We start from the raw sequence: 26,353 nt of genomic DNA on the forward strand, positions 1-26,353 counted from the left end.
ATGCGACGTATAGCTGTGATGGGCGCTGCTGGCCGCATGGGCAAGATCCTGGTCGAAGCCGTGCAGCAACGTGCACCGCTGACTGGCCTGACCGCCGCCATCGTGCGCCCCGGCAGCACGCTGATTGGCGTGGATGCCGGTGAGCTGGCTTCGTTGGGGCGTATTGGCGTACCGCTGTCCAGTCATGTGGAAGCGGTGGCTGAAGAATTCGATGTGTTGATCGATTTCACGCTCCCTGAAGTCATGCTGAAAAATCTGGCGTTCTGCCGTAAGGCAGGCAAGGCGATGGTGATCGGCACGACCGGCCTGGACGCTGCGCAGAAGCAGTTGCTGGTCGAGGCGGGCAAGGACATTCCTATCGTGTTCGCGGCCAACTTCAGTGTCGGCGTGAACCTTTCGCTGAAGCTGCTCGACATGGCTGCTCGCGTGCTGGGTGATGAGGCGGATATCGAAATCATCGAGGCTCATCATCGGCACAAGATTGACGCGCCTTCAGGCACGGCCTTGCGCATGGGCGAAGTGATTGCCAGCGCGCTGGATCGTGATTTGCAGAAGGTCGCGGTCTACGGGCGTGAAGGTCACACCGGTGCGCGTGAGCGTGAGACGATCGGTTTTGCGACTGTGCGTGGCGGTGATGTGGTCGGTGATCACACGGTGCTGTTCGCTTGTGAGGGTGAGCGCCTCGAAATCACGCACAAGGCGTCGAGTCGCATGACTTTCGCCAAGGGTGCGGTGCGTGCGGCATTGTGGCTGGACGGTCGTGAGCCAGGTCTCTACGACATGCAGGACGTGCTCGACCTGCGTTAAGATGCACCCGAAACCGGGTTCCAACCCATCGGTGGGGCCCGGTTTTATTACGCCAAGCGACGTCCTGTCGCATTCCCCGGCCTTTAGGGCTCATTGGCGGTAGACCAAAAATGCCTTTTTCTGTAAGCTACAGCTTTAGTGTGTCCACTAAAAGCGCGCAGAATAATTCAGTGAAGAAGCGGGGTGACGTGTCCATACGTCACTCCGCTTTTTTACAACCTGCGATCGCCCTTTCAGGCTTTATTTACGGGAGGTCTTCTTGACTAAGCCAGCCATACTCGCCCTTGCTGATGGCAGCATTTTTCGCGGCGAAGCCATTGGAGCCGACGGTCAAACCGTTGGTGAGGTGGTGTTTAACACCGCAATGACCGGCTATCAGGAAATCCTTACCGATCCTTCCTACGCCCAACAGATCGTTACCCTGACTTACCCGCACATCGGCAACACCGGCACCACGCCGGAAGATGCCGAGTCCGACCGCGTCTGGTCCGCTGGCCTGGTCATCCGTGACCTGCCACTGGTTGCGAGCAACTGGCGTAACACGATGTCCCTGTCCGACTACCTGAAAGCCAACAACGTTGTGGCCATTGCCGGTATCGACACCCGCCGCCTGACGCGCATCCTGCGTGAAAAAGGCGCGCAGAACGGCTGCATCATGGCCGGTGACAACATTTCCGAAGAGGCGGCTATCGCCGCTGCTCAAGGCTTCCCTGGCCTCAAAGGCATGGACCTGGCGAAAGTCGTCAGCACCAAGGAAACCTACGAGTGGCGCTCGACTGTCTGGGATTTGAAAACCGACAGCCACGCGACCATCGACGCTTCCGAGCTGCCGTACCACGTGGTTGCCTACGACTACGGCGTCAAGCTGAACATTCTGCGCATGCTGGTCGAGCGCGGTTGCCGCGTCACCGTGGTGCCGGCTCAAACGCCTGCAGCTGACGTGCTGGCGATGAAGCCGGACGGCGTGTTCCTGTCCAACGGCCCTGGCGATCCGGAGCCTTGCGACTACGCGATCCAGGCGATCAAGGATGTACTGGAAACCGAGATTCCGGTATTCGGTATCTGCCTCGGTCACCAGTTGCTGGCTCTGGCCTCCGGCGCCAAGACTCTGAAAATGGGTCACGGCCACCACGGTGCCAACCACCCGGTCCAGGATCTGGACAGCGGTGTGGTGATGATCACCAGCCAGAACCACGGTTTTGCGGTAGACGAAGCGACCCTGCCAGCCAACGTCCGCGCGATTCACAAATCGCTGTTCGACGGCACCCTGCAAGGTATCGAGCGTACCGACAAGAGCGCCTTCAGCTTCCAGGGTCACCCTGAAGCCAGCCCTGGCCCGAACGACGTAGCACCACTGTTCGATCGCTTCATCAACGAAATGGCCAAGCGACGCTGATCGCTCGCCTTGATGCAGCAAAGCTTGAAGGCGGTCCCGACAGCGGTGGCCCCTTCAAGGCTTCAAAGATTGAACAAGACGGCTTGCCGACTGACCTGCGGATTTGAGTGACAAACCCATGCCAAAACGTACAGACATTAAAAGCATCCTGATTCTCGGCGCTGGCCCGATCGTTATCGGCCAGGCCTGCGAATTCGACTACTCCGGCGCCCAGGCCTGCAAAGCCCTGCGCGAAGAGGGTTACCGCGTCATCCTGGTGAACTCCAACCCGGCCACCATCATGACCGACCCGGCCATGGCCGACGCCACCTACATCGAGCCGATCAAGTGGCAGACCGTTGCCAAGATCATCGAGAAAGAGCGTCCGGACGCGCTGCTGCCGACCATGGGTGGCCAGACTGCTCTGAACTGCGCACTGGATCTGGAGCGCGAAGGCGTTCTGGAGAAGTTCGGCGTAGAGATGATCGGTGCCAACGCTGACACCATCGACAAGGCTGAAGATCGTTCGCGCTTCGACAAGGCGATGAAATCCATCGGCCTGGACTGCCCGCGTTCGGGCATCGCCCACAGCATGGAAGAGGCCAACGCGGTTCTTGAGCGTCTGGGCTTCCCGTGCATCATCCGTCCGTCCTTCACCATGGGCGGCACCGGTGGCGGTATCGCTTACAACCGTGAAGAGTTCGAAGAAATCTGCGCCCGCGGTCTCGACTTGTCGCCGACCAAAGAGCTGCTGATCGACGAATCCCTGATCGGCTGGAAAGAATACGAAATGGAGGTTGTCCGCGATAAGAAGGACAACTGCATCATCGTCTGCTCCATCGAAAACTTTGACCCGATGGGCGTGCACACCGGTGACTCGATCACCGTTGCTCCGGCACAGACCCTGACCGACAAGGAATACCAGATCCTGCGTAACGCCTCCCTGGCGGTACTGCGCGAGATCGGCGTGGAAACCGGCGGTTCCAACGTCCAGTTCGGCATCTGCCCGGACACCGGTCGCATGGTCGTCATCGAGATGAACCCGCGGGTTTCCCGTTCCTCCGCCCTGGCCTCGAAAGCCACCGGTTTCCCGATTGCCAAAGTCGCGGCCAAACTGGCGGTGGGTTACACCCTCGACGAGCTGTCGAACGACATCACCGGCGGCAAGACTCCGGCGTCCTTCGAGCCGTCCATCGACTACGTCGTCACCAAACTGCCACGTTTCGCCTTCGAAAAATTCCCGAAAGCCGACGCACGCCTGACCACTCAAATGAAGTCGGTCGGCGAAGTCATGGCCATCGGCCGGACCTTCCAGGAATCCCTGCAGAAAGCCCTGCGCGGCCTGGAAGTGGGCGTTTGCGGTCTGGACGAGAAGGTTGACCTGAGCAACCCGGAAAGCATGAGCGTGCTCAAGCGCGAACTGACCGTTCCGGGCGCTGAGCGTATCTGGTACGTGGCTGACGCCTTCCGCGCCGGCCTGTCGGTCGAAGACATCTTCGGCATGAACATGATCGACCCGTGGTTCCTGGTGCAGATCGAAGATCTGATCAAGGAAGAAGAGAAGGTCAAGACCCTGGGTCTGGCTAGCATCGACCGCGACGTGATGTTCCGCCTCAAGCGCAAAGGCTTCTCCGATATGCGTCTGGCCAAGCTGCTGGGCGTGACCGAGAAGGCGCTGCGTCGTCATCGCCACAAACTCGAGGTTTACCCGGTCTACAAGCGCGTTGACACCTGCGCAGCCGAGTTTGCCACCGACACCGCTTACCTCTATTCGACATACGAAGAAGAGTGCGAAGCCGCGCCGTCGGGTCGCGACAAGATCATGATCCTCGGCGGCGGTCCAAACCGTATCGGCCAGGGCATCGAGTTCGACTACTGCTGCGTACACGCGGCACTGGCCCTGCGCGATGACGGTTACGAGACCATCATGGTCAACTGCAACCCGGAAACCGTTTCCACTGACTACGACACCTCTGATCGTCTGTACTTCGAGCCAGTGACCCTGGAAGACGTGCTGGAAATCGTCCGCGTCGAGAAGCCGAAAGGCGTGATCGTCCAGTACGGCGGCCAGACTCCGTTGAAGCTGGCTCGCGCTCTGGAAGAAGCGGGTGTGCCGATCATCGGCACCAGCCCTGACGCCATCGACCGTGCCGAAGACCGTGAGCGCTTCCAGCAGATGGTTGAGCGTCTGAACCTGCGTCAGCCGCCAAACGCCACTGTGCGCAGCGAAGACGAAGCGATTCGTGCCGCTGCCAAGATCGGTTACCCGCTGGTGGTGCGCCCGTCCTACGTATTGGGCGGTCGTGCGATGGAAATCGTCTACGAAGAAGAAGAGCTCAAGCGCTACCTGCGTGACGCGGTGAAAGTGTCGAACGACAGCCCTGTGCTGCTCGACCACTTCCTCAACTGCGCCATCGAAATGGACGTGGATGCGGTCTGCGACGGCACCGACGTGGTGATCGGCGCGATCATGCAGCACATCGAGCAGGCTGGCGTTCACTCCGGTGACTCCGCGTGCTCCCTGCCGCCGTACTCGCTGCCTGCCCACATCCAGGACGAGATGCGCGAACAGGTCAAGAAAATGGCCCTGGAACTGGGCGTGGTCGGCTTGATGAACGTTCAGTTGGCGCTGCAAGGCGAAGACATCTACGTCATCGAAGTCAACCCGCGCGCTTCCCGTACCGTACCGTTCGTGTCCAAGTGCATCGGTGTTTCCCTGGCGATGATCGCAGCACGCGTCATGGCCGGTAAAACCCTGAAGGAAATCGGCTTCACCAAAGAAATCATTCCGAACTTCTACAGCGTGAAAGAGGCGGTCTTCCCGTTCGCCAAATTCCCTGGCGTGGACCCGATCCTCGGCCCAGAGATGAAGTCCACCGGTGAAGTGATGGGCGTGGGCGACACCTTCGGCGAAGCGTTCGCCAAGGCCCAAATGGGCGCCAGCGAAGTGCTGCCGACCGGCGGTACCGCGTTCATCAGCGTGCGTGACGACGACAAGCCACTGGTTGCAGGCGTGGCCCGTGATCTGATCAACTTGGGCTTCGAAGTGGTTGCCACTGCCGGTACTGCCAAGCTGATCGAAGCCGCAGGCCTGAAAGTGCGTCGTGTGAACAAGGTGACTGAAGGTCGTCCGCACGTGGTCGACATGATCAAGAATGACGAAGTCACCCTGATCATCAACACCACCGAAGGTCGTCAGTCGATCGCTGACTCGTACTCCATTCGTCGTAATGCCCTGCAGCACAAAATCTACTGCACCACCACCATTGCTGCTGGCGAAGCCATCTGCGAAGCGCTGAAGTTCGGTCCCGAGAAGACCGTGCGCCGCTTGCAGGATCTACACGCAGGATTGAAGGCATGATCAAATACCCAATGACCGTCCAGGGCGCGAAAGCCCTGGAAGAAGAACACGCTCACCTGACCAAGGTTGTCCGTCCGAAGCTCAGCCAGGACATCGGCACGGCCCGCGAGTTGGGTGACTTGAAGGAAAACGCCGAATATCACGCTGCCCGCGAGCAGCAAGGTATGGTCGAGGCGCGGATTCGTGACATCGAAGGCCGGATTCAGAATCAGGTCATCATCGACGTCACGACCATTCCTCACACCGGCAAAGTGATTTTCGGCACCACCGTTGAAATCGCCAACGTCGAGACAGATGAGCGCGTCACTTACCACATCGTGGGTGAGGATGAGGCTGACTTCAAACTCGGCAAGATTTCGGTAGGTTCGCCATTGGCCCGCGCCTTGATTGCCAAGGAAGAGGGTGATGTGGTCGCCGTGAAAACGCCAGGTGGCGTTATCGAGTACGAGATTGTCGAAGTTCGCCATATCTGAAAGAAGGCGCCCACTTCGTGCGGGCGCCGTGCTTTGGCAGCTGACGCAGATGTTGTGGGTTGGCGGCCTGTGGCTGTTGCACATCGGTCTGCTGCCGGTGCTGGGCCCAATTGGCCTGGCGCCGCTGCTGATCGACGAAATTGCAGGCGAGCTGAACTCGCTGATGGTGGGTTTCGCCGCAACGTGCGTGATTTTTCAGGTTTTGGTGCTGGTTCAGGCCGAGGGCCTTGCCAGTCTATGGCGCGATATTCGCGGGCAACTGCTGATGATGGCGCTGTATGCGTGCGCGATGTATGTCGCGGTGCGTGTCGGCTGGCCGGATGCAGTGCGTTGGCAGGTGTTCAGTTATCTGGTTCTGGGTTTTTCCGGGCTGGTTCTGGTGTTGCAGCCCGTGCCGGGATGGAGTGGCAGGGTGCGCGAAGCACACCCTTGACCCTTGCCATCATTTGAAGCGATGGACGTTCGACAGCTGCTTGTTGACGCTGAAGTTCTTGCGGTAAATCAGTGCCATCTTGCCGATGACTTGAACCAGATCCGCTTTACCGGCCTTGCAGAGCTCTGCAATGGACGCCAGGCGCGATTCGCGATCGAGGATGTTGAGCTTGATTTTGATCAGCTCGTGATCCGCCAAAGCGCGTTCAAGTTCGGCTAACACACCTTCAGTCAAACCGTTGTCAGCCACAATCAAAACTGGTTTCAGATGGTGGCCAATGGATTTGTACTGTTTCTTCTGCTCTTGAGTGAGCGGCATAATCTGACCCTTTCGTCTGTATTCTGTAAAATGGCGGCCATTTTACCCGAGGGTTCGTGGATCCGCCCAATTAATCACGACCCTTATCATCGAGGTGCCCAATGGCGCGTTCCAAGACAAGCCTTGGTTGGCTGAAAAGACATGTCAATGATCCGTATGTGAAGCAGGCGCAGAAGGATGGTTACCGCTCGCGTGCGAGTTATAAGCTTCTGGAGGTCCAAGAGAAATACAAGCTGATCCGTCCGGGTATGAGCGTTGTCGACCTGGGTGCGGCGCCCGGTGGCTGGTCGCAGGTCACTAGCCGGCTGATCGGCGGGCAGGGGCGTCTGATCGCGTCGGACATCCTTGAAATGGACAGCATTCCGGACGTGACTTTCATCCAGGGTGACTTCACCCAGGACGAAGTGCTCGCTCAGATCCTTGAAGCCGTGGGTAATTCGCAGGTGGACCTTGTGATTTCCGATATGGCCCCCAATATGAGTGGTACGCCTGAGGTGGACATGCCAAAAGCCATGTTTCTATGTGAGCTCGCTCTTGATCTGGCGGCTCGGATACTCAAGCCGGGTGGTAATTTCGTGATCAAGGTGTTTCAGGGCGAAGGGTTTGATGCTTACGTGAAGGACGCTCGTCAGAAATTCGACAAGGTCCAGATGATCAAGCCGGACTCTTCCCGTGGCAGTTCCCGCGAGCAATACATGCTGGCTTGGGGCTACCGCGGCCGTAGTGAGTAAATCGAGGCTTTTTTGCGGGTCGATAGGATTTTCGTATTTCGCCCGGTGGGAAATAGCGAATATTGTGTAGAAAGTGTTTCACAAAGGGTTACAGACGGCGCCTGCCAGAGCCGTAGGTAATGTAGTAAGTTAGGCCGGTGAATATCATGCGAAGCGCGCGCCATTAGCGGAGCTTGCTTCAGAGGGTAGTTAATTGAACGATATGGCAAAGAATCTGATCCTGTGGTTGATCATCGCGGCTGTCCTGGTGACGGTGATGAACAACTTCTCCAGCCCTAACGAGCCGCAGACCCTCAACTATTCCGACTTCATCCAGCAGGTCAAGGATGGCAAGGTCGAGCGCGTAGCCGTTGATGGCTATGTGATTACCGGTAAGCGCAGCGATGGCGACAGCTTCAAGACCATCCGTCCCGCTATCCAGGACAACGGTCTGATCGGCGACCTCGTGGACAACCACGTGGTAGTCGAAGGCAAGCAGCCTGAACAGCAAAGCATCTGGACTCAACTCCTGGTCGCGAGCTTCCCGATCCTGGTGATCATTGCCGTGTTCATGTTCTTTATGCGGCAGATGCAGGGCGGTGCCGGAGGCAAGGGCGGGCCAATGAGCTTCGGCAAGAGCAAGGCGCGCCTGCTCTCCGAAGATCAGGTGAAAACCACCCTGGCTGACGTTGCCGGTTGCGACGAAGCCAAGGAAGAAGTCGGCGAACTGGTCGAATTCCTTCGTGATCCGGGCAAGTTCCAGCGCCTGGGCGGTCGCATTCCCCGCGGCGTGCTGATGGTCGGTCCTCCGGGTACCGGTAAAACCTTGCTGGCCAAGGCGATTGCCGGCGAAGCCAAAGTGCCGTTCTTCACCATTTCCGGTTCCGATTTCGTCGAAATGTTCGTCGGCGTCGGTGCGAGCCGTGTTCGCGACATGTTCGAGCAGGCCAAGAAGCACGCGCCATGCATCATCTTCATCGATGAAATCGACGCCGTCGGTCGCCACCGTGGTGCCGGCATGGGCGGTGGTCACGATGAGCGCGAGCAGACTCTCAACCAGTTGCTGGTAGAGATGGACGGCTTCGAAATGAATGACGGCATCATCGTCATTGCCGCAACCAACCGTCCGGACGTACTGGACCCTGCGTTGCTGCGTCCGGGCCGTTTCGACCGTCAGGTCGTGGTTGGTCTGCCGGATATCCGCGGTCGTGAGCAGATTCTCAAGGTCCACATGCGCAAAGTGCCAATGGGTGACGACGTCGCTCCAGCGGTGATTGCCCGTGGTACCCCTGGTTTCTCCGGTGCCGACCTGGCCAACCTGGTAAACGAAGCGTCGTTGTTCGCTGCCCGTACCGGCAAGCGTGTCGTCGAAATGAAAGAATTCGAACTGGCCAAGGACAAGATCATGATGGGCGCCGAGCGCAAATCCATGGTCATGTCCGAAAAAGAGAAGCAGAACACCGCTTATCACGAAGCTGGCCATGCCATTGTCGGTCGCGTCGTGCCTGAGCATGACCCGGTGTATAAGGTCTCCATCATCCCGCGCGGTCGTGCGCTGGGTGTGACCATGTTCCTGCCGGAAGAAGATCGCTACAGCCTGTCCAAGCGTGCGTTGATCAGCCAGATCTGCTCGCTGTACGGCGGCCGTATCGCTGAAGAAATGACCTTGGGCTTCGACGGTGTTACCACCGGAGCCTCCAACGACATCATGCGTGCCAGCCAGATTGCGCGAAACATGGTGACCAAGTGGGGCCTGTCGGAAAAACTCGGTCCGTTGATGTACGCCGAAGACGAGGGCGAAGTATTCCTCGGTCGTGGCGGCGGTGGTCAGAGTGCAAGCTTCTCCGGTGAGACAGCCAAGTTGATCGACTCCGAAGTTCGAAGCATCATTGACCAGTGCTACGGCACGGCCAAGCAGATCCTCACGGATAACCGCGACAAGCTCGATGCCATGGCTGATGCCCTGATGAAGTACGAAACGATCGATGCTGAGCAGATTGACGACATCATGGCAGGCCGTACGCCTCGTGAGCCTCGCGACTGGTCGGGTGGCACCGGTACTTCCGGAACACCTCCGGCTGTGCAGGATCCGCGTCCGGAAACACCGATCGGCGGTCCGGCTGCTGACGTTTAAGGTTTGAAATGACTTCTGTTCAGTCCTCGACCCGGTTGCCTTGCGGCAACCGGGTTCTTGATTTGGCCCAGACGCATGTCATGGGTATTCTCAATGTCACCCCCGATTCCTTTTCCGATGGCGGCCAATACAGCCAGCTCGATGCGGCCCTGCGCCACGCCGAAGCCATGGTGCTGGCGGGCGCGACGCTGATCGATGTCGGCGGTGAGTCGACCCGGCCCGGTGCCAGGGTGGTTTCGCCGCTCGAAGAGCTGGAGCGTGTAGCGCCAATCGTCGAGCGCATCAATCGCGAGCTGGATGTGATCATCTCGGTCGATACCTCTACGCCAGCCGTCATGCGCGAAACCGCGCGGCTGGGGGCGGGTTTGATCAATGACGTTCGCGCGTTGCGCCGTGAAGGCGCCCTGGACGCGGCGGCGGACACCGGTTTGCCGGTTTGTCTGATGCATATGCTCGGTGAACCGGGCGACATGCAGGACAACCCGCATTATCAGGACGTGACCAGAGAGGTGGGCGAGTTTCTCGCCGAGCGCATGGCGCAGTGTGCATCAGTCGGAATACCGGCTGAGCGGATCATCCTGGATCCGGGTTTCGGCTTCGCCAAAACCTTGCAGCACAATCTAAGTTTGTTCAAACATATGGAAGCCCTGCATATCTTCGGGCGCCCCCTGTTGGTCGGGGTTTCGCGCAAGAGCATGATAGGTCAGGCCTTGAATCGCCCAGTCGGAGAACGACTGCATGGCGGTTTGGCACTCGCGGCGCTGGCGTCATTCAAGGGTGCGCGTATATTGCGCGTCCATGATGTGGCCGAAACCGTCGATGTGGTGCGAATGATCGCTGCAGTGGAATCAGCCGAATAAGAATGATGGAGTACTTATGACTAAGAAATACTTTGGCACCGACGGCATTCGTGGTCGGGTCGGCGTGTACCCGATTACTCCTGAATTCATGCTCAAGCTCGGTTGGGCTGCGGGCATGGCGTTCCGTAAAATGGGCGCCTGCAAAGTGCTGGTGGGTAAAGACACCCGGATCTCCGGGTACATGTTCGAATCGGCGCTCGAGGCCGGGCTGACTTCGGCGGGTGCCGACGTGATGCTCCTGGGCCCGATGCCGACCCCGGCCATCGCTTATCTGACGCGTACGTTCCATGCCGAAGCCGGGATCGTGATCAGTGCTTCGCACAATCCTCACGATGACAACGGCATCAAGTTTTTCTCCGGCAAGGGCACCAAGCTGCCGGATGAAGTCGAGCACATGATCGAAGAGTTGCTCGACACCCCGATGACCGTCGTTGAGTCGAGCAAGATCGGCAAGGTGTCGCGTATCAACGACGCTTCGGGCCGTTATATCGAATTCTGCAAAAGCAGCGTGCCGACCGGCACCAGCTTTTCGGGCTTGAAGATCGTGATCGATTGCGCTCACGGTGCGACCTACAAGGTAGCGCCGAGTGTGTTCCGCGAGCTGGGGGCCGACGTTGTTGTGCTTTCCGCGCAGCCAAATGGCCTGAATATCAATGACAACTGCGGTTCGACCCATATGGGGCAGTTGCAGGCTGCCGTGCTGGCTGAGCACGCCGATCTGGGGATTGCTTTCGACGGTGATGGCGATCGGGTTCTGATGGTCGATCACACCGGCGCCGTCGTCGATGGTGACGAGCTTTTGTTCATCATTGCCCGCGACCTGCATGAGCGTGACCTGCTGAAAGGTGGCGTGGTCGGGACATTGATGAGTAACCTGGGGCTGGAACTGGCCCTTGCGGATCTGTCGATTCCATTTGTGCGTGCGAACGTCGGTGACCGTTATGTGATCGCGGATCTGCTGGAGCGCAACTGGCTGGTGGGTGGTGAGAACTCGGGTCATATCGTTTGCTTCAATCACACCACCACCGGTGATGCGATCATTGCAGCGTTGCAGGTGCTAATGGCGTTGCAGACGCGCTCCGAAGGGCTGGGTCAAGCCCGGCAGGCGCTGCGCAAGTGCCCTCAGGTGCTGATCAACGTGCGGTTCGGCGGTGGTGCGAGCCCGTTGGATCATCCGTCAGTCAAAGAGGCCAGCGAGCGCGTGACCAAAGCCATGGCAGGCCGTGGGCGCGTGTTATTGCGCAAGTCCGGAACGGAGCCGTTGGTGCGAGTCATGGTCGAAGGCGAGGACGAAACACAGGTTCGCGGCTACGCCGAAGAGCTGGCAAAACTGGTTACTGAAGTTTCTGCCTGAATTCGGCTTGCCAGCCTTGATTGTGTTGGGTAACATCTGCGCCCACTTTGACCGACGAGGTACAGCATGCGTCGCCCTATGGTAGCTGGTAACTGGAAGATGCACGGTACCCGCGCCAGCGTCGCTGAGCTGATCAAAGGCTTGCGTAATTTGGCCTTGCCGAGCGGTGTTGATGTAGCGGTATTCCCGTCTTTCCTGCATGTCAATCAAGTGATTGATGGTCTGGAGGGCAAGTCGATCAAGGTCGGCGCGCAGAACGCTGCGGTGGAATCCAGGCAAGGTGCATTGACCGGTGAAGTTGCACCGAGTCAGTTGGCTGATGAAGGTTGTTCCCTGGTGCTTGTCGGGCATTCCGAACGCCGCCAGATCATCGGCGAGAGTGATGAAACACTGATTCGCAAGTTCGCAGCGGCACAGGAATGTGGCTTGATTCCGGTGTTATGCATAGGGGAAACCCTCGAGCAGCGCGAAGCCGGTAAAACTCTTGAAGTTGTCGGGCATCAGCTCGGCAGTGTCATCGAGAAGCTGGGTGTCGGTGTTTTTGCAAAGGCAGTAATCGCTTACGAGCCGGTCTGGGCCATTGGCACCGGGCTGACTGCTTCGCCGCAACAGGCGCAGGATGTGCACGCAGCCATTCGCGCTCAGTTGGCGGCAGAGAATTCTGAGGTCGCACAAGGTGTGCGGCTTCTATACGGCGGCAGCGTGAAGGCGGCCAATGCGGTCGAACTGTTCGGCATGCCGGATATCGATGGGGGGCTCATTGGTGGAGCTTCCCTGAATGCAGATGAGTTCGGTGCGATTATTCGCGCCGCGGGAAACTGAAAAAATGCTGGAAACAGTCGTAGTCGTTTTTCATCTGCTGGGTGCATTGGGCGTAGTTGCTCTGGTATTGCTGCAGCAGGGTAAAGGTGCGGATGCTGGCGCGTCTTTCGGAGCAGGTGCTTCAAATACTGTGTTCGGAAGCCAAGGTTCCTCTACCTTTCTTAGTAAGTTTACTGCTATACTTGCCGCCGGTTTCTTCATAACCAGCTTGGGGTTAGGTTACTTTGCTAAAGAGAAGGCTCACCAGCTGACTCAAGTAGGTTTGCCAAACCCGGCAGTGTTGGAAGTTCCAAAGCAACAACCGGCTTCTGATGATGTCCCGGTGCTTCAAGAGCAAAAGTCGGCTACTCCAGCGACTGACGTGCCTCCAGCTCAAGAGCAAAAGTAAGAAGGGTTTCAAACGTAGTATTGCCGAGGTGGTGGAATTGGTAGACACGCAACCTTGAGGTGGTTGTGCCCATAGGGTGTAGGGGTTCGAGTCCCCTTCTCGGTACCAATTATCAGGAGAGCCCGCTGTTGCGGGCTTTCTTGTAGGTGGAAGGTTACATTGACCCTGTCAGGGATCGGTCGTATACTTCCGCCCCCAGCTTTGTCGCGGGGTGGAGCAGTCTGGTAGCTCGTCGGGCTCATAACCCGAAGGTCGTCGGTTCAAATCCGGCCCCCGCAACCAGTTTAAGGAGCCCCTTTTAAGGGGCTTTTTGTTAGCTGGATACTTTCTACGCCGCTGTTCGACGGCGTTTCAAGGATGGGCGTTTCGCCCATTTTTTTATTTTGCATAGCATGCACATACATGCACGAGGGGGTTCAGGTGTCGAGCAAGCTAGAAGAGTTGCAGGCCTTGTTGGCCCCGGTGGTCGTGGCCCTAGGCTATGAATGCTGGGGTATTGAGTTCTCGGCTCAAGGTCGCCACTCAATGTTGCGCGTTTATATTGATAAAGAAGGCGGCGTGCTGGTGGACGATTGCGCCATCGTCAGCCGTCAGATCAGCGGTGTCCTGGATGTTGAAGATCCAATCGCCGTTGAATACACCCTTGAAGTTTCCTCGCCTGGCATGGAACGCCCACTGTTCACTATTGAGCAGTTTGCAAAATTTGCCGGTGAACAAGTGAAGATCAAGCTGCGCTCGCCTTTTGAAGGACGACGCAACTTTCAGGGCCTTCTGCGCGGTGTAGAAGAGCAGGACGTCGTGGTGCAGGTAGAAGACCATGAATTCCTGTTGCCGATCGATATGATCGACAAGGCCAACATTATTCCCAGTTTTGACTGAGACGCGGATCCCGCGGATCCAATGGCTTGCGAAAGGCGAGGCGTACGATGAGCAAAGAAGTACTGCTGGTTGTTGAGTCGGTATCCAATGAAAAGGGCGTACCGGCAAACGTAATTTTTGAAGCGCTGGAGCTGGCTCTGGCCACCGCTACCAAAAAGCGGTTTGAGGACGAAGTCGATCTACGTGTGGAAATCAATCGCCACACCGGTGCTTACGAGACATTCCGTCGCTGGACGGTTGTCGAAGAAGCAGACCTGGACGATCCGGCCATCGAAACCTGGCCGAGCAAGGTTGCCGAAACGCATCCTGGCGCCAAGGTTGGCGATGTAGTCGAAGAAAAAATCGAATCCATCGAGTTCGGCCGTATCGCTGCACAGACTGCCAAGCAAGTCATTGTGCAGAAAGTTCGCGAAGCCGAGCGTGCTCAAGTCGTTGACGCCTATCGCGAGCGCCTGGGGGAAATTATCTCCGGCACCGTGAAGAAAGTGACCCGCGACAACGTGATCGTCGACCTGGGCAACAACGCCGAAGCGTTGCTGGCTCGTGAAGACATCATCTCTCGCGAAACCTTCCGGGTTGGTGTGCGCCTGCGTGCACTGCTCAAGGAAATCCGCACCGAGAACCGCGGCCCGCAGTTGATCCTGTCGCGTACCGCGCCGGAAATGCTGATCGAGTTGTTCCGCATCGAAGTTCCGGAAATCGCTGAAGGCTTGATCGAAGTAATGGCTGCCTCCCGTGACCCGGGTTCGCGCGCCAAGATCGCGGTCCGCTCCAAGGACAAACGCATCGACCCGCAAGGCGCTTGCATCGGTATGCGCGGTTCGCGCGTCCAGGCAGTGTCAGGTGAGTTGGGCGGTGAGCGTGTGGACATCGTCCTGTGGGACGACAACCCGGCTCAGTTCGTGATCAATGCAATGTCGCCGGCTGAAGTGGCGGCAATTATCGTTGACGAAGATGCCCATGCAATGGACATCGCCGTTGGCGCAGACAATCTGGCTCAGGCCATCGGTCGCGGTGGTCAGAACGTGCGTCTGGCCAGCCAATTGACTGGCTGGACCCTGAACGTGATGACCGAATCGGACATCCAGGCTAAGCAGCAAGCAGAAACCGGCGACATCCTGCGCAACTTCATCGACGAGCTGGAAGTCGACGAAGACCTGGCACAGGTGCTGGTAGATGAAGGCTTCACCAGCCTGGAAGAGATTGCCTACGTACCGTTGGAAGAAATGCTCAACATCGACGGCTTTGACGAAGAAACCGTCAACGAGCTTCGCGCTCGTGCCAAGGATCGTTTGTTGACCAAAGCCATCGCTACTGAGGAAAAGCTGGCAGACGCCCATCCGGCCGAAGACCTGCTCTCGCTTGAGGGTATGGACAAGGATTTGGCGATGGAACTGGCGGTGCGCGGCGTAATTACCCGCGAAGACCTGGCCGAGCAGTCTATTGACGACCTGCTCGACATCGACGGCATTGACGATGATCGTGCCGGCAAGTTGATCATGGCCGCCCGAGCCCACTGGTTCGAGTAATTAGGCGCGGCCTGAGGAGAGAAGTGCATGACGCAAGTCACGGTGAAACAACTGGCCGATGAGGTCAAAACACCGGTAGAGCGCCTGTTGCAGCAGATGCGTGAGGCAGGTCTGCCGCACACCGCCGCCGAAGAACATGTGACTGACAGTGAGAAGCAATCTTTGCTGACTCACTTGAAAAGCAGCCACAAGGCGAAAGTGGAAGAACCACGCAAGATCACACTGCAGCGTAAAACCACCAGCACCCTGCGTGTTGCTGGCAGCAAAAGCATCAGTGTTGAAGTCCGTAAAAAGAAAGTTTTCGTACAGCGCAGCCCGGAAGAAATCGAAGCCGAGCGCAAACGCGAACTGGAAGAACGTCGCGCAGTAGATAATGCTGCTCGTCAGAAGGCTGAAGAAGAAGCCAAGCGTCGCGCCGAAGAAGAAGCGCGTCGCCAGCCTGCTGCTGCGCAAACCGCTTCCAACGACGCCGTTGCAGCGCCGGTTGCAGTTGCCGAACCCGTACGTGAAAGCGCACCGGTTGTTGCCGCTGCGCCTGCTCCGTCTGCTGACGTTCGCAACAAGCAGAACGAACAGCGCCGTCCGGACAAACCACGTGCCGACGATAACAATCGTCGTGGCAGTGGTGATGGCGAGCGCAAAAACGCTCCGCATCGTGCTTCGGTCAAGGAAAAGGCGCCTGCTCCACGTGTTGCGCCACGCACTACCGACGAAGAAAGCGATGGCTTCCGTCGTGGTGGTCGCGGCAAGGCCAAGCTGAAGAAACGCAACGCTCACGGTTTCCAGAGCCCAACCGGCCCTGTAGTGCGCGAAGTGAAGATCGGCGAGACCATCACTGTTGGCGATCTCGCCCAGCAGATGTCGGTCAAGGCGGCTGAAATCATCAAGTTCATGTTCAAACTGGGTACTCCAGCGACCATCAACCAGGTACTGGACCAGGAAACTGCCCAACTGGTTGCTGAAGAGCTGGGCCACAAAGTGACCCTGGTCAGCGACACCGCCCTGGAAGATTCCCTGGCCGAGTCCCTGAAGTTTGAAGGTGAAGCGTTCTCCCGTGCTCCGGTCGTGACCGTAATGGGCCACGTTGACCACGGTAAGACCTCGCTGCTCGACTACATCCGTCGTGCCAAGGTAGCTGCAGGCGAAGCCGGCGGTATCACCCAGCACATCGGCGCGTACCACGTTGAAACCGAACGCGGCATGGTCACCTTCCTCGACACCCCGGGTCACGCCGCGTTTACCGCAATGCGTGCTCGTGGTGCCAAGGCGACCGACATCGTGATCCTGGTGGTTGCAGCGGACGACGGCGTTATGCCGCAGACCGTTGAAGCTGTTCAGCACGCGAAGGCTGCCGGTGTTCCGCTGGTTGTAGCTGTGAACAAAATCGACAAGCCGGGCGCCGATCTCGATCGCATCCGCAGCGAACTGTCGGTTCACGGCGTGACCTCGGAAGAGTGGGGCGGCGACACCCCGTTCGTATCGGTTTCGGCGAAAGTCGGTACTGGCGTGGACGAGTTGCTCGAAGCTGTTCTGCTGCAAGCCGAAGTTCTGGAACTGAAAGCGACTCCATCGGCTCCAGGCCGTGGCGTTGTGGTTGAATCGCGTCTCGACAAAGGTCGTGGCCCGGTTGCAACCGTTCTGGTTCAAGACGGTACCCTGCGCCAAGGCGACATGGTGCTGGTCGGTTCTAACTATGGCCGTGTACGTGCCATGCTCGACGAGAACGGCAAGCCAATCAAAGAAGCCGGTCCTTCCATCCCTGTCGAGATCCTCGGCCTGGACGGTACCCCGGACGCTGGCGACGAGATGAGCGTGGTTGCCGACGAGAAGAAAGCCCGTGAAGTGGCTCTGTTCCGTCAAGGCAAGTTCCGCGAAGTCAAACTGGCCCGTGCTCACGCCGGCAAGCTTGAAAACATCTTCGAGAACATGGGCCAGGAAGAGAAGAAGACGCTCAACATCGTCCTCAAATCCGACGTCCGTGGTTCGCTGGAAGCGTTGAACGGTGCCTTGAACGGCCTGGGTAACGACGAAGTGCAAGTGCGTGTTGTCGGTGGCGGTGTCGGTGGTATCACCGAGTCCGACGCCAACCTGGCACTGGCCTCCAACGCTGTACTGTTCGGCTTCAACGTGCGTGCCGATGCCGGCGCTCGCAAGATCGTCGAGCAGGAAGGTCTGGATATGCGTTACTACAACGTGATCTACGACATCATCGAAGACGTCAAGAAAGCCCTCACCGGTATGCTGGGCAGCGATGTTCGCGAGAACATCCTGGGTACCGCTGAAGTCCGTGACGTGTTCCGTTCGCCGAAGTTTGGCGCGATCGCCGGTTGCATGGTTATCGAAGGTGTTGTTCACCGTAACCGTCCAATCCGTGTACTGCGTGAAGACATCGTTATCTTCGAAGGCGAGCTGGAATCCCTGCGCCGCTTCAAGGATGACGCTTCCGAAGTACGTGCCGGCATGGAATGCGGTATCGGCGTGAAGAGCTACAACGACGTCAAAGTCGGTGACAAGATCGAAGTCTTCGAGAAGGTTCAGGTTGCTCGCAGCCTCTAACTCGCGCACTTCAAGGGCCACGCCGAGCCGCCGCATGCAGATGCGCGGCACAGCGTCTGGACTCTAAACGCAACGCCCGGTCTGGCTTTTGTCAGGCCGGGCGTTTGCCGCTTTCAGACCCTTCGGGTTTCACCGTGGGGCAGTAACAGGTAACAAGACATGGCAAAAGAATACAGCCGTACCCAACGTATCGGCGATCAGATGCAGCGTGAGCTGGCACAGCTGATCCGTCGTGAAGTCAAAGACCCGCGCGTTGGCCTGGTCACCATTACCGCTGTTGAAGTCAGCCGTGACGTCGGTCACGCCAAGATCTTCATCACCGTGATGGGCCAGGACAACGCCGAAGACATCGCGCAAAGCATCAAGGTGCTCAACTCCGCCGCCGGTTTCCTGCGCATGCAGCTGGCCCGCGAAATGAAGTTGCGCAGCGTTCCGCAGCTGCACTTCCACTACGACGAAAGCGTCGTGCGTGGTGCGCACCTGTCGGCACTGATCGAGCGTGCGGTGGCTGAAGACAGTCAGCACCCGGTTGCGGCAGAAGCCGAAGACACCAAGGAGTAATCGGTGGCTCAGGTCAAACGTATCCGTCGTAACGTCAGCGGCATCATCCTGCTCGACAAACCGCTGGGGTTCACCTCCAACGCGGCGTTGCAGAAGGTCCGCTGGTTGCTGAACGCCGAGAAGGCCGGGCACACCGGCAGTCTCGATCCGCTGGCCACCGGCGTGTTGCCGTTGTGCTTCGGTGAGGCCACCAAGTTCTCGCAATACCTGCTCGATTCCGACAAGGGTTACGAAACCCTGGCGCAACTGGGCAAAACCACCACCACGGCGGATGCCGAAGGTGAAGTTTTGCAGGAACGCCCGGTGACCGTTGGTCGATCCGATGTCGAAGCGGTACTGCCGAAATTTCGTGGGCAAATCAGTCAGATACCACCGATGTACTCGGCGCTCAAGCGTGATGGCCAGCCGCTGTACAAGCTGGCACGTGCAGGCGAAGTAGTGGAGCGCGAACCGCGTTCTGTTACTATTGCGCGCTTGGAATTGCTGGCCTTTGAAGGTGATACTGCGCGGCTTGTGGTGGATTGCAGCAAAGGCACCTATATCCGCACCCTGGTGGAGGATATTGGTGAGCAACTCGGTTGTGGCGCGTACGTTGCTGAATTGCGACGTACCCAGGCCGGGCCTTTCACACTGGCGCAGACGGTCACGCTTGAAGAGCTGGAAGCGGTACATGCCGAAGGCGGCAACGAAGCGGTCGATCGCTTCCTCATGCCATCGGACAGCGGCCTGCTGGATTGGCCACTGTTGCAATTCTCGGAGCACAGCTCGTTCTACTGGCTCAACGGCCAACCGGTACGAGCCCCGGATGCACCGAAGTTCGGCATGGTACGGGTACAGGATCACAACGGTCGCTTCATCGGTATCGGTGAAGTGAGCGAAGACGGGCGCATCGCGCCGCGTCGACTGATTCGGTCAGAATGACCGGACGAGGGTGGCTGTCAACAGGCACGGTCACTACTCATTTTTAGATACAGGGATTTGTCCCTGGCCTGTTGAAGCTGTTTTTCTGAAACAGTTTCCTGATAAAAGGATTGCCTCATGGCTCTCGACGTTCAAGAAAAAGCTCAAATCGTTGCTGACTACCAGCAAGCTGTTGGTGACACTGGTTCGCCAGAAGTGCAAGTTGCACTGCTGACCCACAACATCAACAAACTGCAAGGTCACTTCAAGGCCAACGGTAAAGATCACCACTCCCGTCGTGGTCTGATCCGCATGGTAAACCAGCGCCGTAAGCTGCTGGACTACCTGAAAGGCAAGGATCTGGGCCGTTACCAGGCTCTGATCGGTCGCCTGGGTCTGCGTCGCTAATAAGCGATTGCGCTAGAGGTTGGTTGTCTGTCGTACGTCAGTGGGTTTCCCGCTGGCGCATGGCAGGCTCCCAGCCTCAAGTTTTATCTGGATACACGTTTTACCCTGGACAGGCGTTGGGCCGATTCCCGACATTGCCCAAGAATTTCGCAAGAAGACAAGTTCCCCAAGAGCCACAAAAGAAGGTAGGACACCGTGAACCCGGTAATCAAAAAATTCCAGTTCGGTCAGTCGACCGTTACCCTCGAGACTGGCCGCATCGCGCGTCAGGCCTCCGGCGCAGTATTGGTCACCGTTGACGACGACGTCAGCGTATTGGTGACCGTAGTCGGTGCCAAACAAGCCGATCCAGGCAAGGGCTTCTTCCCTCTGTCCGTTCACTACCAGGAAAAGACTTACGCTGCCGGTAAGATCCCTGGCGGTTTCTTCAAGCGCGAAGGCCGTCCTTCCGAGAAAGAAACCCTGACTTCCCGACTGATCGACCGTCCGATCCGTCCGCTGTTCCCGGAAGGCTTCATGAACGAAGTGCAGGTTGTCTGCACCGTCGTTTCGACCAGCAAGAAGACCGATCCGGACATCGCTGCGATGATCGGTACCTCGGCTGCGCTGGCCATCTCCGGCATTCCTTTCGATGGCCCGATCGGCGCTGCCCGCGTTGCGTTCCACGAAAGCACCGGCTACCTGCTGAACCCGACTTACGAACAACTGAAAGCATCGAGCCTGGACATGGTCGTTGCCGGTACTTCGGAAGCCGTTCTGATGGTTGAATCGGAAGCCAAAGAGCTGACCGAAGACCAGATGCTGGGCGCGGTACTGTTTGCTCACGACGAGTTCCAGGTTGTGATCAACGCTGTCAAAGAACTGGCCGCTGAAGCTGCCAAGCCGACCTGGACCTGGGCTCCACAGCCAGAAGCCACCGCTCTGCTGGGCGCTATCCGTGCCGAGTTCGGCGACGCGATCTCCCAGGCTTACACCATCACCATCAAGGCCGACCGTTACGCTCGTCTGGGCGAACTGAAAGACCAGGTGGTTGCCAAGCTGTCCGGCGAAGAAGGTCAGCCGACTTCCGCTGAAGTCAAAGCCGCTTTCGGCGAAATCGAATACCGCACCGTTCGCGAAAACATCGTTAACGGCAAGCCACGTATCGACGGCCGCGACACCAAGACCGTACGTCCTTTGAACATCGAAGTCGGTGTTCTGCCAAAGACCCACGGTTCGGCACTGTTCACCCGTGGTGAAACCCAGGCTCTGGTTGTTGCAACACTGGGCACCGCCCGTGACGCACAGCTGCTGGACACCCTGGAAGGCGAGAAAAAAGACCCGTTCATGCTGCACTACAACTTCCCTCCGTTCTCGGTAGGTGAGTGTGGTCGCATGGGTGGCGCTGGCCGTCGCGAAATCGGTCACGGCCGTCTGGCCCGTCGTTCGGTTCAGGCCATGCTGCCTGCTGCCGACGTGTTCCCGTACACCATCCGTGTGGTGTCGGAAATCACCGAGTCCAACGGTTCGAGCTCCATGGCTTCGGTCTGCGGCGCTTCCCTGGCTCTGATGGACGCCGGCGTTCCGATGAAGGCACCGGTTGCCGGTATCGCCATGGGTCTGGTTAAAGAAGGCGAGAAATTCGCCGTCCTGACCGACATCCTGGGTGACGAAGACCACCTGGGCGACATGGACTTCAAAGTAGCCGGTACCGCCAAAGGTGTGACCGCGCTGCAGATGGACATCAAGATCAAAGGCATCACCGAAGAAATCATGGAGATCGCTCTGGGCCAAGCCCTGGAAGCGCGCCTGAACATCCTCGGTCAGATGAACCAGATCATTGGCCAGTCGCGTACCGAACTGTCGGAAAACGCTCCGACCATGATCGCGATGAAAATCGACACCGACAAAATCCGTGATGTCATCGGTAAAGGCGGCGCGACCATTCGTGCGATCTGTGAAGAGACCAAGGCTTCGATCGACATCGAAGACGACGGCTCGATCAAGATCTTCGGCGAAACGAAGGAAGCGGCTGAAGCAGCACGTCAGCGCGTACTGGGCATCACCGCTGAAGCTGAAATCGGCAAGATCTACGTCGGCAAGGTTGAGCGCATCGTCGACTTCGGCGCATTCGTCAACATCCTGCCGGGCAAGGACGGTCTGGTTCACATCTCGATGCTGAGCGACGCTCGCGTTGAGAAAGTGACCGACATCCTGAAAGAAGGTCAGGAAGTGGAAGTTCTGGTACTGGACGTGGACAACCGCGGCCGTATCAAGCTGTCCATCAAAGACGTCGCAGCAGCCAAGGCTTCGGGCGTTTAATTACCCCTACGCCTGACCGCTTCAACGTTATAAAAAATGCCCCGCAGTGAAAACTGCGGGGCATTTTTTTGTCTGCATGAAATTGAGACAAATCGCTAAGTTGCCTGACCTGAAAGTCAGTGCTAGGTTTAGCCCACCGCCCGTGTAGCTCAGTTGGTAGAGCAGCGCACTCGTAACGCGAAGGTCGCAGGTTCAATTCCTGTCTCGGGCACCAGCGACACTTTGTTTTCAAATGATCCACGAATGGTTCTGAAGGCCAGAAAAACCGCGCTTCACACCGTTTTTCTGCGTCAGAGAGATCCTTGATGATCCAGATCCATCTTCCATTCCCCCGATCAGCGAGAACGACATGACCGTTAAAGAATTGACCCAGGAAGCCAGGCACGAAGAAGCACTGAAGAAGTACTTGCTTGATTCGCCCCAGCTAGCCGATGAGATCAAGGACCTGCCCGCCGACGATCAGAAAGACCAGATTCAGTGGGCGTTCGAGGATGAGGCGGAAGCCCAGGGCTTGCAGCCGTGGGAACTGACGCTCAAGTACACCTCGAGCCCGGAAGAATTCGAGGCGGCGCGCCTGGCGCTGCACAAGGAGGCGGCCGAGGTATTGGGCGTCGAGTGGGAAGAGTACTGCGAGATGAACAATCTAGTCGTTTGACAGCGACAAGCTTCAAGCTTCAAGCCGCAAGCTACAGGCAAAGCGAGACCGCTTGTAGCTTGTAGCTTGTAGCTTATGGCTTGCAGCTCCTCAGAGACTGAGTCGCATCGACAGATCGACAGCCTTCACATCCTTGGTCATCGCGCCAATCGAAATGTAATCCACCCCCGTTTCGGCGATCGGCAGCAACGTGCTTTCGTTGATGCCGCCGCTGGCCTCCAGTTTTGCCTTGCCGCCATTCAGGCGCACGGCTTCGCGCATGTCATCCAGGCTCAACTCGTCGAGCATGATGATATCGGCACCGGCTGCCAGGGCTTCTTTCAGCTCCGCCAGGCTTTCCACTTCGATCTCTACCGGTTTGCCCGGGGCGATCTTGTGCGCGGCGTTGATCGCTTCAGGGATGCCCCCGCAGGCGGCGATGTGGTTTTCCTTGATCAGGAAGGCGTCGTACAAACCGATGCGGTGGTTGTGGCAGCCGCCGCAGGTCACTGCATACTTTTGCGCCAGACGCAGCCCCGGCAGGGTTTTACGGGTATCGAGCAGCTTCACCTGCGTTTCGCCAACGAAATCCGCCAGGTATTGCGCGCGCGTGGCCACGCCGGACAGCAATTGCAGGAAATTCAGTGCGCAGCGTTCGCCTGTCAGCAGCGAGCGCGCGGGGCCTTCGAGGTGGAACAGTGCCTGATTGGGCTTCACCCGTTCGCCATCGCGCACCTGCCAATGCACGGCCACTCGCGGGTCCAGTTGCCGGAACACGGCATCGACCCAGGCGGTGCCGGCGATGACAGCGGCGTCGCGGGTGATGATGGTGGCTTTGGCCAGGCGTTCGGCCGGGATCAGCTGCGCGGTGATGTCGCCGCTGCCGATGTCTTCGAGCAACGCACGGCGCACGTTGGCTTCGATTTCGGCGGTCAAATCGGCGAGACGTAGATTCGGCATAACGGACTCCACAAACAAAGTGGCCCGATTATAGGGCCATGGCGCGGAGCAACCCAAGGCGTGAGAGACCTTCCGGTCGCTCTGAAACCTGCATTTGGTCGATTTGCCCGAGCAATTGGCGTTAAGCGGCGGTCAATCTGAAACGTCTATTTCAGTAAGAAGCTCAGAGTCCGCTGGCACACGGGACATCTTTTGCAAGATAATGCGCCTTTCGTTTGACGTCATAGCTTTGACGTAATTTGTGTCCCGGATTATTGAATGACAGCGGTTGGGCAGTGTCCGCCGTTGAGCGCGGTTGTGAGGCCGGCGCACCGATCTACCGACGCATCACCGTTTCAGGAGGCCAGGATGCACAACGACGGGAATGTAGTGCCTTTGCACAAGGCAACTACCGATCAGGCGACACCTTCGCCGCTCGCCCGTGTGCCTGTGATTCTGCTTCAGGTTCGCGACAAGGCTGCGCTACAGCTCAGGCACGGTTTGCAGGAGCTGTTCGATAACGCCGACGACACGCTGTTCGAAATGGCTGACCGCGCCCGAGACGATGTCGAGCAGAACCTCTTTTTCGAAGCCATGCGCGACTTGCGCCTCAAGCGCAAAAGTATCGAACGGGTGTTTCTCGAACAATTCCTCGAGGCGTTTGTCGGGCTCACCCGGAACGACACTGCCAGGTCTGCCTTGCCCCGGACACTGCCCTTCGACACCTCGGCTGCGCAGTCCGGCGATGACCTGGAGCGCAGCGTGGCGGTGGAGGCCATGGTCAACAAGGTGCTGAGCCGTGACGGTTTCGGTCTCGATCAACTGACCGCTCGGCTCAGCATGTTGCTGGGCAAGAAGCTGGTGGCTCAGCACAACCCGCTGGGCCCGGCGATGCTGTGTGATTACTTCATGCAGGCCGGGTGTAATCTCGGGGTGGAAATCAAGGTCAAGCTGATCATCCTGAAGCTCTTCGAGCGCTACGTACTCAGCGACACCGACCAGCTCTATACCGAAGCCAATCAACTGCTGATCGCCACCGGCATATTGCCTGACCTCAAGCCCGCGCCGACGCGGCGTGCGACCGATCGGGCGGAGGCCAGTGTCCATGCCGAGCCCGCCGAAGCCGGTATCCACCCCGGTAGCATGCAGATCGACGACGGCGTGCAAGAGGTTTTCGCGGCGCTGCAGGAGCTGCTGTTCCACGTACGCGGCAGTGTCGCGCCGACGCTGGAAGTCAGTGCCACGGCGCAGCCGATTTCCACCCGCGACCTGCTGCGCCTGCTCTCGCATTTGCAGCAATACGTGCCGGTGCCAGCCGCCCAGGACGATTTCGACCTGCGCAACCAGCTTGAACAATTGCTGACCCGGGTCAGCGTCAAAAGCGGTAAGTCGCGCGTCGTTGGTGTGGCCGATGAAGACGTGATTAACCTGATCGCCATGCTGTTCGAATGCATCCTCGATGACCGCAACCTGCCGGATTCTCTCAAGGCGCTGATTGGCCGCTTGCAGATCCCGATGCTCAAAGTGGCCGTGCTCGACAAGAGTTTCTTCAGTCGCAGCAGTCATCCGGCCCGCCGTCTGCTCAACGAAATCGCCGCTGCGGCCATGGGGTGGGGCGAATGCGATGATCATCAGCGCGACAGTCTGTACCTGCGTATCGAGCAAGTGGTTCAGCGTTTGTTGAACGATTTTGTCGACGATCCAGCCATTTTTTCCGAACTGTTGGCGGATTTTCTCGCGTTCACCAGCGATGAACGTCGTCGCAGCGAGCTGCTGGAACAACGCACCCGCGACGCTGAAGAAGGTCGCGCCAAAACCGAAATGGCCCGTCAGCGCGTCGAACGGGCGCTAAACCAGGTCCTGTTGGACAAGATTCTGCCGCAGCGGGTGGTGGCGTTTGTCCAGGAGGCCTGGAGCCAGGTGCTGTTGCTGACCTGCCTCAAGCACGGCGATCAGTCGGCCGAATGGCATGCCGATGTGCAAACCATGGAACAACTGGTCTGGAGCGTGCAGCATCATGACGAACCTGACGCCAGCCTGCGCCTGTTGGCACTGGTGCCGGGGTTGCTCAAGTCCTTGCGTGACGGGTTGAGCAGTTCGGCGTTCGATCCGTTCGCCACCGGGGAGTTTTTCAGTGAACTGGAAAGCCTGCACGTTCAGCTGTTCGAGCGCCCGGATCAGACACCTGCATCCACCCGCGAAGCCGATGCGCCGGTGATGGTGCAAGTGCAGGAAGAAATCGTCCTGTGCACCGCCGACGAAGGGGCGGTGGTGTCGACCTCGGTGCGCTTGCCGACGGATGAAGCGGGCCTGATTCAGGTCGATCAACTGCACGTGGGTTGCTGGGTCGAATTTCAGGAGGACGAGGATCACAACCTGCGCTGCAAGCTGGCTGCGATCATCGAGGCCACGGGCAACTACATTTTCGTCGACCGCACCGGGATGAAAGTACTGGAACGCAGCCGTACCGGCCTGGCCCTGGATTTTCGCCGTGGCGCGGTGCGAACCCTGGACGACACCTTGCTCTTCGACCGGGCGCTGGAGTCGGTAATCGGCAACCTGCGGCGTCTCAATCGCGGCAAGTGATCGCGCGCCGGGGGGCTATCGCGGC

At 58.3% G+C, this 26,353-nt stretch carries 22 protein-coding genes and 3 tRNA genes; 23 read left to right on the forward strand and 2 right to left on the reverse strand.

Features of this window, described 5'->3' with window-relative positions; genetic code table 11:
- The 5 genes from dapB to ACA066_RS03755 all read left to right on the forward strand — a co-directional run bounded on the left by dapB (nucleotide 1) and on the right by ACA066_RS03755 (nucleotide 6,449).
- Nucleotides 1-807: a 4-hydroxy-tetrahydrodipicolinate reductase gene (dapB, locus tag ACA066_RS03735; protein WP_214380585.1), complete on the forward strand. Its 807-nt coding sequence runs from the start codon at nucleotides 1-3 to the stop codon at nucleotides 805-807.
- A gap of 259 nt (nucleotides 808-1,066) precedes the next feature.
- Entirely contained in the window at nucleotides 1,067-2,203 is a 1,137-nt protein-coding gene (gene carA / locus ACA066_RS03740) for a glutamine-hydrolyzing carbamoyl-phosphate synthase small subunit (protein WP_214380586.1), read from the forward strand.
- A 118-nt stretch (nucleotides 2,204-2,321) separates the two neighbouring features.
- Nucleotides 2,322-5,543 (forward strand): carbamoyl-phosphate synthase large subunit, encoded by a 3,222-nt coding sequence (gene carB / locus ACA066_RS03745; RefSeq protein ID WP_497698181.1) that lies wholly within the window; start codon nucleotides 2,322-2,324, stop codon nucleotides 5,541-5,543.
- Nucleotides 5,540-6,016: a transcription elongation factor GreA gene (gene greA, locus ACA066_RS03750; RefSeq protein WP_150633542.1), complete on the forward strand. Its 477-nt coding sequence runs from the start codon at nucleotides 5,540-5,542 to the stop codon at nucleotides 6,014-6,016. Before carB ends, greA begins: the two co-directional genes overlap by 4 nt.
- A 28-nt stretch (nucleotides 6,017-6,044) precedes the next feature.
- Nucleotides 6,045-6,449 (forward strand): MFS transporter, encoded by a 405-nt coding sequence (locus ACA066_RS03755; RefSeq protein WP_497698182.1) that lies wholly within the window; start codon nucleotides 6,045-6,047, stop codon nucleotides 6,447-6,449.
- A gap of 9 nt (nucleotides 6,450-6,458) precedes the next feature.
- Here the strand turns inward: ACA066_RS03755 and ACA066_RS03760 are convergent, their stop codons facing one another.
- Nucleotides 6,459-6,767, reverse strand: coding sequence for a YhbY family RNA-binding protein (locus ACA066_RS03760; protein ID WP_017336468.1), 309 nt, complete (start codon nucleotides 6,765-6,767; stop codon nucleotides 6,459-6,461).
- A 101-nt stretch (nucleotides 6,768-6,868) separates the two neighbouring features.
- On the opposite strand from ACA066_RS03760, the gene rlmE reads away from it, so the two are divergent.
- The 17 genes from rlmE (at nucleotide 6,869) to ACA066_RS03845 (ending at nucleotide 22,824) form a co-directional block, all read left to right on the forward strand.
- Nucleotides 6,869-7,498, forward strand: coding sequence for a 23S rRNA (uridine(2552)-2'-O)-methyltransferase RlmE (gene rlmE, locus ACA066_RS03765; RefSeq protein WP_007900501.1), 630 nt, complete (start codon nucleotides 6,869-6,871; stop codon nucleotides 7,496-7,498).
- A 202-nt stretch (nucleotides 7,499-7,700) separates the two neighbouring features.
- Nucleotides 7,701-9,611, forward strand: coding sequence for an ATP-dependent zinc metalloprotease FtsH (gene ftsH, locus ACA066_RS03770; protein ID WP_045060045.1), 1,911 nt, complete (start codon nucleotides 7,701-7,703; stop codon nucleotides 9,609-9,611).
- A gap of 8 nt (nucleotides 9,612-9,619) precedes the next feature.
- On the forward strand, nucleotides 9,620-10,471 hold the full coding sequence (folP, locus tag ACA066_RS03775) for a dihydropteroate synthase (protein WP_497698183.1): 852 nt from the start codon (nucleotides 9,620-9,622) through the stop codon (nucleotides 10,469-10,471).
- Nucleotides 10,472-10,487: 16 nt separating this feature from the next.
- The gene (glmM, locus tag ACA066_RS03780; RefSeq protein WP_497698184.1) at nucleotides 10,488-11,825 is read left to right on the forward strand and encodes a phosphoglucosamine mutase; all 1,338 of its coding nucleotides are present in this window, start codon (nucleotides 10,488-10,490) and stop codon (nucleotides 11,823-11,825) included.
- A gap of 66 nt (nucleotides 11,826-11,891) precedes the next feature.
- Nucleotides 11,892-12,647 carry a triose-phosphate isomerase gene (tpiA, locus tag ACA066_RS03785; protein ID WP_497698185.1) on the forward strand — a complete coding sequence of 252 codons (756 nt, stop codon included), beginning with the start codon at nucleotides 11,892-11,894 and terminating at the stop codon, nucleotides 12,645-12,647.
- Between the two features lie 4 nt (nucleotides 12,648-12,651).
- The gene (secG, locus tag ACA066_RS03790; RefSeq protein ID WP_017336473.1) at nucleotides 12,652-13,035 is read left to right on the forward strand and encodes a preprotein translocase subunit SecG; all 384 of its coding nucleotides are present in this window, start codon (nucleotides 12,652-12,654) and stop codon (nucleotides 13,033-13,035) included.
- A 22-nt stretch (nucleotides 13,036-13,057) separates the two neighbouring features.
- A tRNA-Leu gene (locus tag ACA066_RS03795) sits at nucleotides 13,058-13,143 on the forward strand.
- A 97-nt stretch (nucleotides 13,144-13,240) separates the two neighbouring features.
- Nucleotides 13,241-13,317: transfer RNA gene (locus ACA066_RS03800), tRNA-Met, on the forward strand.
- A gap of 138 nt (nucleotides 13,318-13,455) precedes the next feature.
- Nucleotides 13,456-13,914, forward strand: a complete 459-nt coding sequence (rimP, locus tag ACA066_RS03805) for a ribosome maturation factor RimP (protein WP_010463487.1) — start codon at nucleotides 13,456-13,458, stop codon at nucleotides 13,912-13,914.
- Between the two features lie 47 nt (nucleotides 13,915-13,961).
- Nucleotides 13,962-15,443, forward strand: a complete 1,482-nt coding sequence (gene nusA / locus ACA066_RS03810; protein ID WP_007900474.1) for a transcription termination factor NusA — start codon at nucleotides 13,962-13,964, stop codon at nucleotides 15,441-15,443.
- Nucleotides 15,444-15,470: 27 nt separating this feature from the next.
- Nucleotides 15,471-17,999 (forward strand): translation initiation factor IF-2, encoded by a 2,529-nt coding sequence (gene infB, locus ACA066_RS03815; RefSeq protein WP_497698186.1) that lies wholly within the window; start codon nucleotides 15,471-15,473, stop codon nucleotides 17,997-17,999.
- A 159-nt stretch (nucleotides 18,000-18,158) separates the two neighbouring features.
- Nucleotides 18,159-18,560, forward strand: a complete 402-nt coding sequence (gene rbfA / locus ACA066_RS03820; protein ID WP_192309540.1) for a 30S ribosome-binding factor RbfA — start codon at nucleotides 18,159-18,161, stop codon at nucleotides 18,558-18,560.
- 3 nt (nucleotides 18,561-18,563) lie between these two features.
- Nucleotides 18,564-19,481 (forward strand): tRNA pseudouridine(55) synthase TruB, encoded by a 918-nt coding sequence (gene truB, locus ACA066_RS03825; RefSeq protein ID WP_497698187.1) that lies wholly within the window; start codon nucleotides 18,564-18,566, stop codon nucleotides 19,479-19,481.
- A 117-nt stretch (nucleotides 19,482-19,598) separates the two neighbouring features.
- Nucleotides 19,599-19,868: a 30S ribosomal protein S15 gene (gene rpsO, locus ACA066_RS03830; RefSeq protein WP_003176135.1), complete on the forward strand. Its 270-nt coding sequence runs from the start codon at nucleotides 19,599-19,601 to the stop codon at nucleotides 19,866-19,868.
- 195 nt (nucleotides 19,869-20,063) lie between these two features.
- The gene (pnp, locus tag ACA066_RS03835) at nucleotides 20,064-22,169 is read left to right on the forward strand and encodes a polyribonucleotide nucleotidyltransferase (protein ID WP_008005453.1); all 2,106 of its coding nucleotides are present in this window, start codon (nucleotides 20,064-20,066) and stop codon (nucleotides 22,167-22,169) included.
- A 138-nt stretch (nucleotides 22,170-22,307) separates the two neighbouring features.
- A tRNA-Thr gene (locus tag ACA066_RS03840) sits at nucleotides 22,308-22,383 on the forward strand.
- A gap of 135 nt (nucleotides 22,384-22,518) precedes the next feature.
- Nucleotides 22,519-22,824, forward strand: a complete 306-nt coding sequence (locus ACA066_RS03845) for a DUF6388 family protein (protein ID WP_497698188.1) — start codon at nucleotides 22,519-22,521, stop codon at nucleotides 22,822-22,824.
- 90 nt (nucleotides 22,825-22,914) lie between these two features.
- On the opposite strand, the gene nadC is transcribed toward ACA066_RS03845, so the two are convergent.
- Nucleotides 22,915-23,763 (reverse strand): carboxylating nicotinate-nucleotide diphosphorylase, encoded by an 849-nt coding sequence (nadC, locus tag ACA066_RS03850; RefSeq protein ID WP_497698189.1) that lies wholly within the window; start codon nucleotides 23,761-23,763, stop codon nucleotides 22,915-22,917.
- A gap of 348 nt (nucleotides 23,764-24,111) precedes the next feature.
- Between nadC and ACA066_RS03855 the strand changes: the two genes are divergently transcribed.
- Nucleotides 24,112-26,328, forward strand: a complete 2,217-nt coding sequence (locus ACA066_RS03855) for a DUF1631 domain-containing protein (RefSeq protein ID WP_497698190.1) — start codon at nucleotides 24,112-24,114, stop codon at nucleotides 26,326-26,328.
- The last annotated feature ends 25 nt before the right edge of the window (nucleotides 26,329-26,353 follow it).

The sequence above is a fragment of the Pseudomonas sp. LBUM1651 genome, from assembly GCF_059716135.1.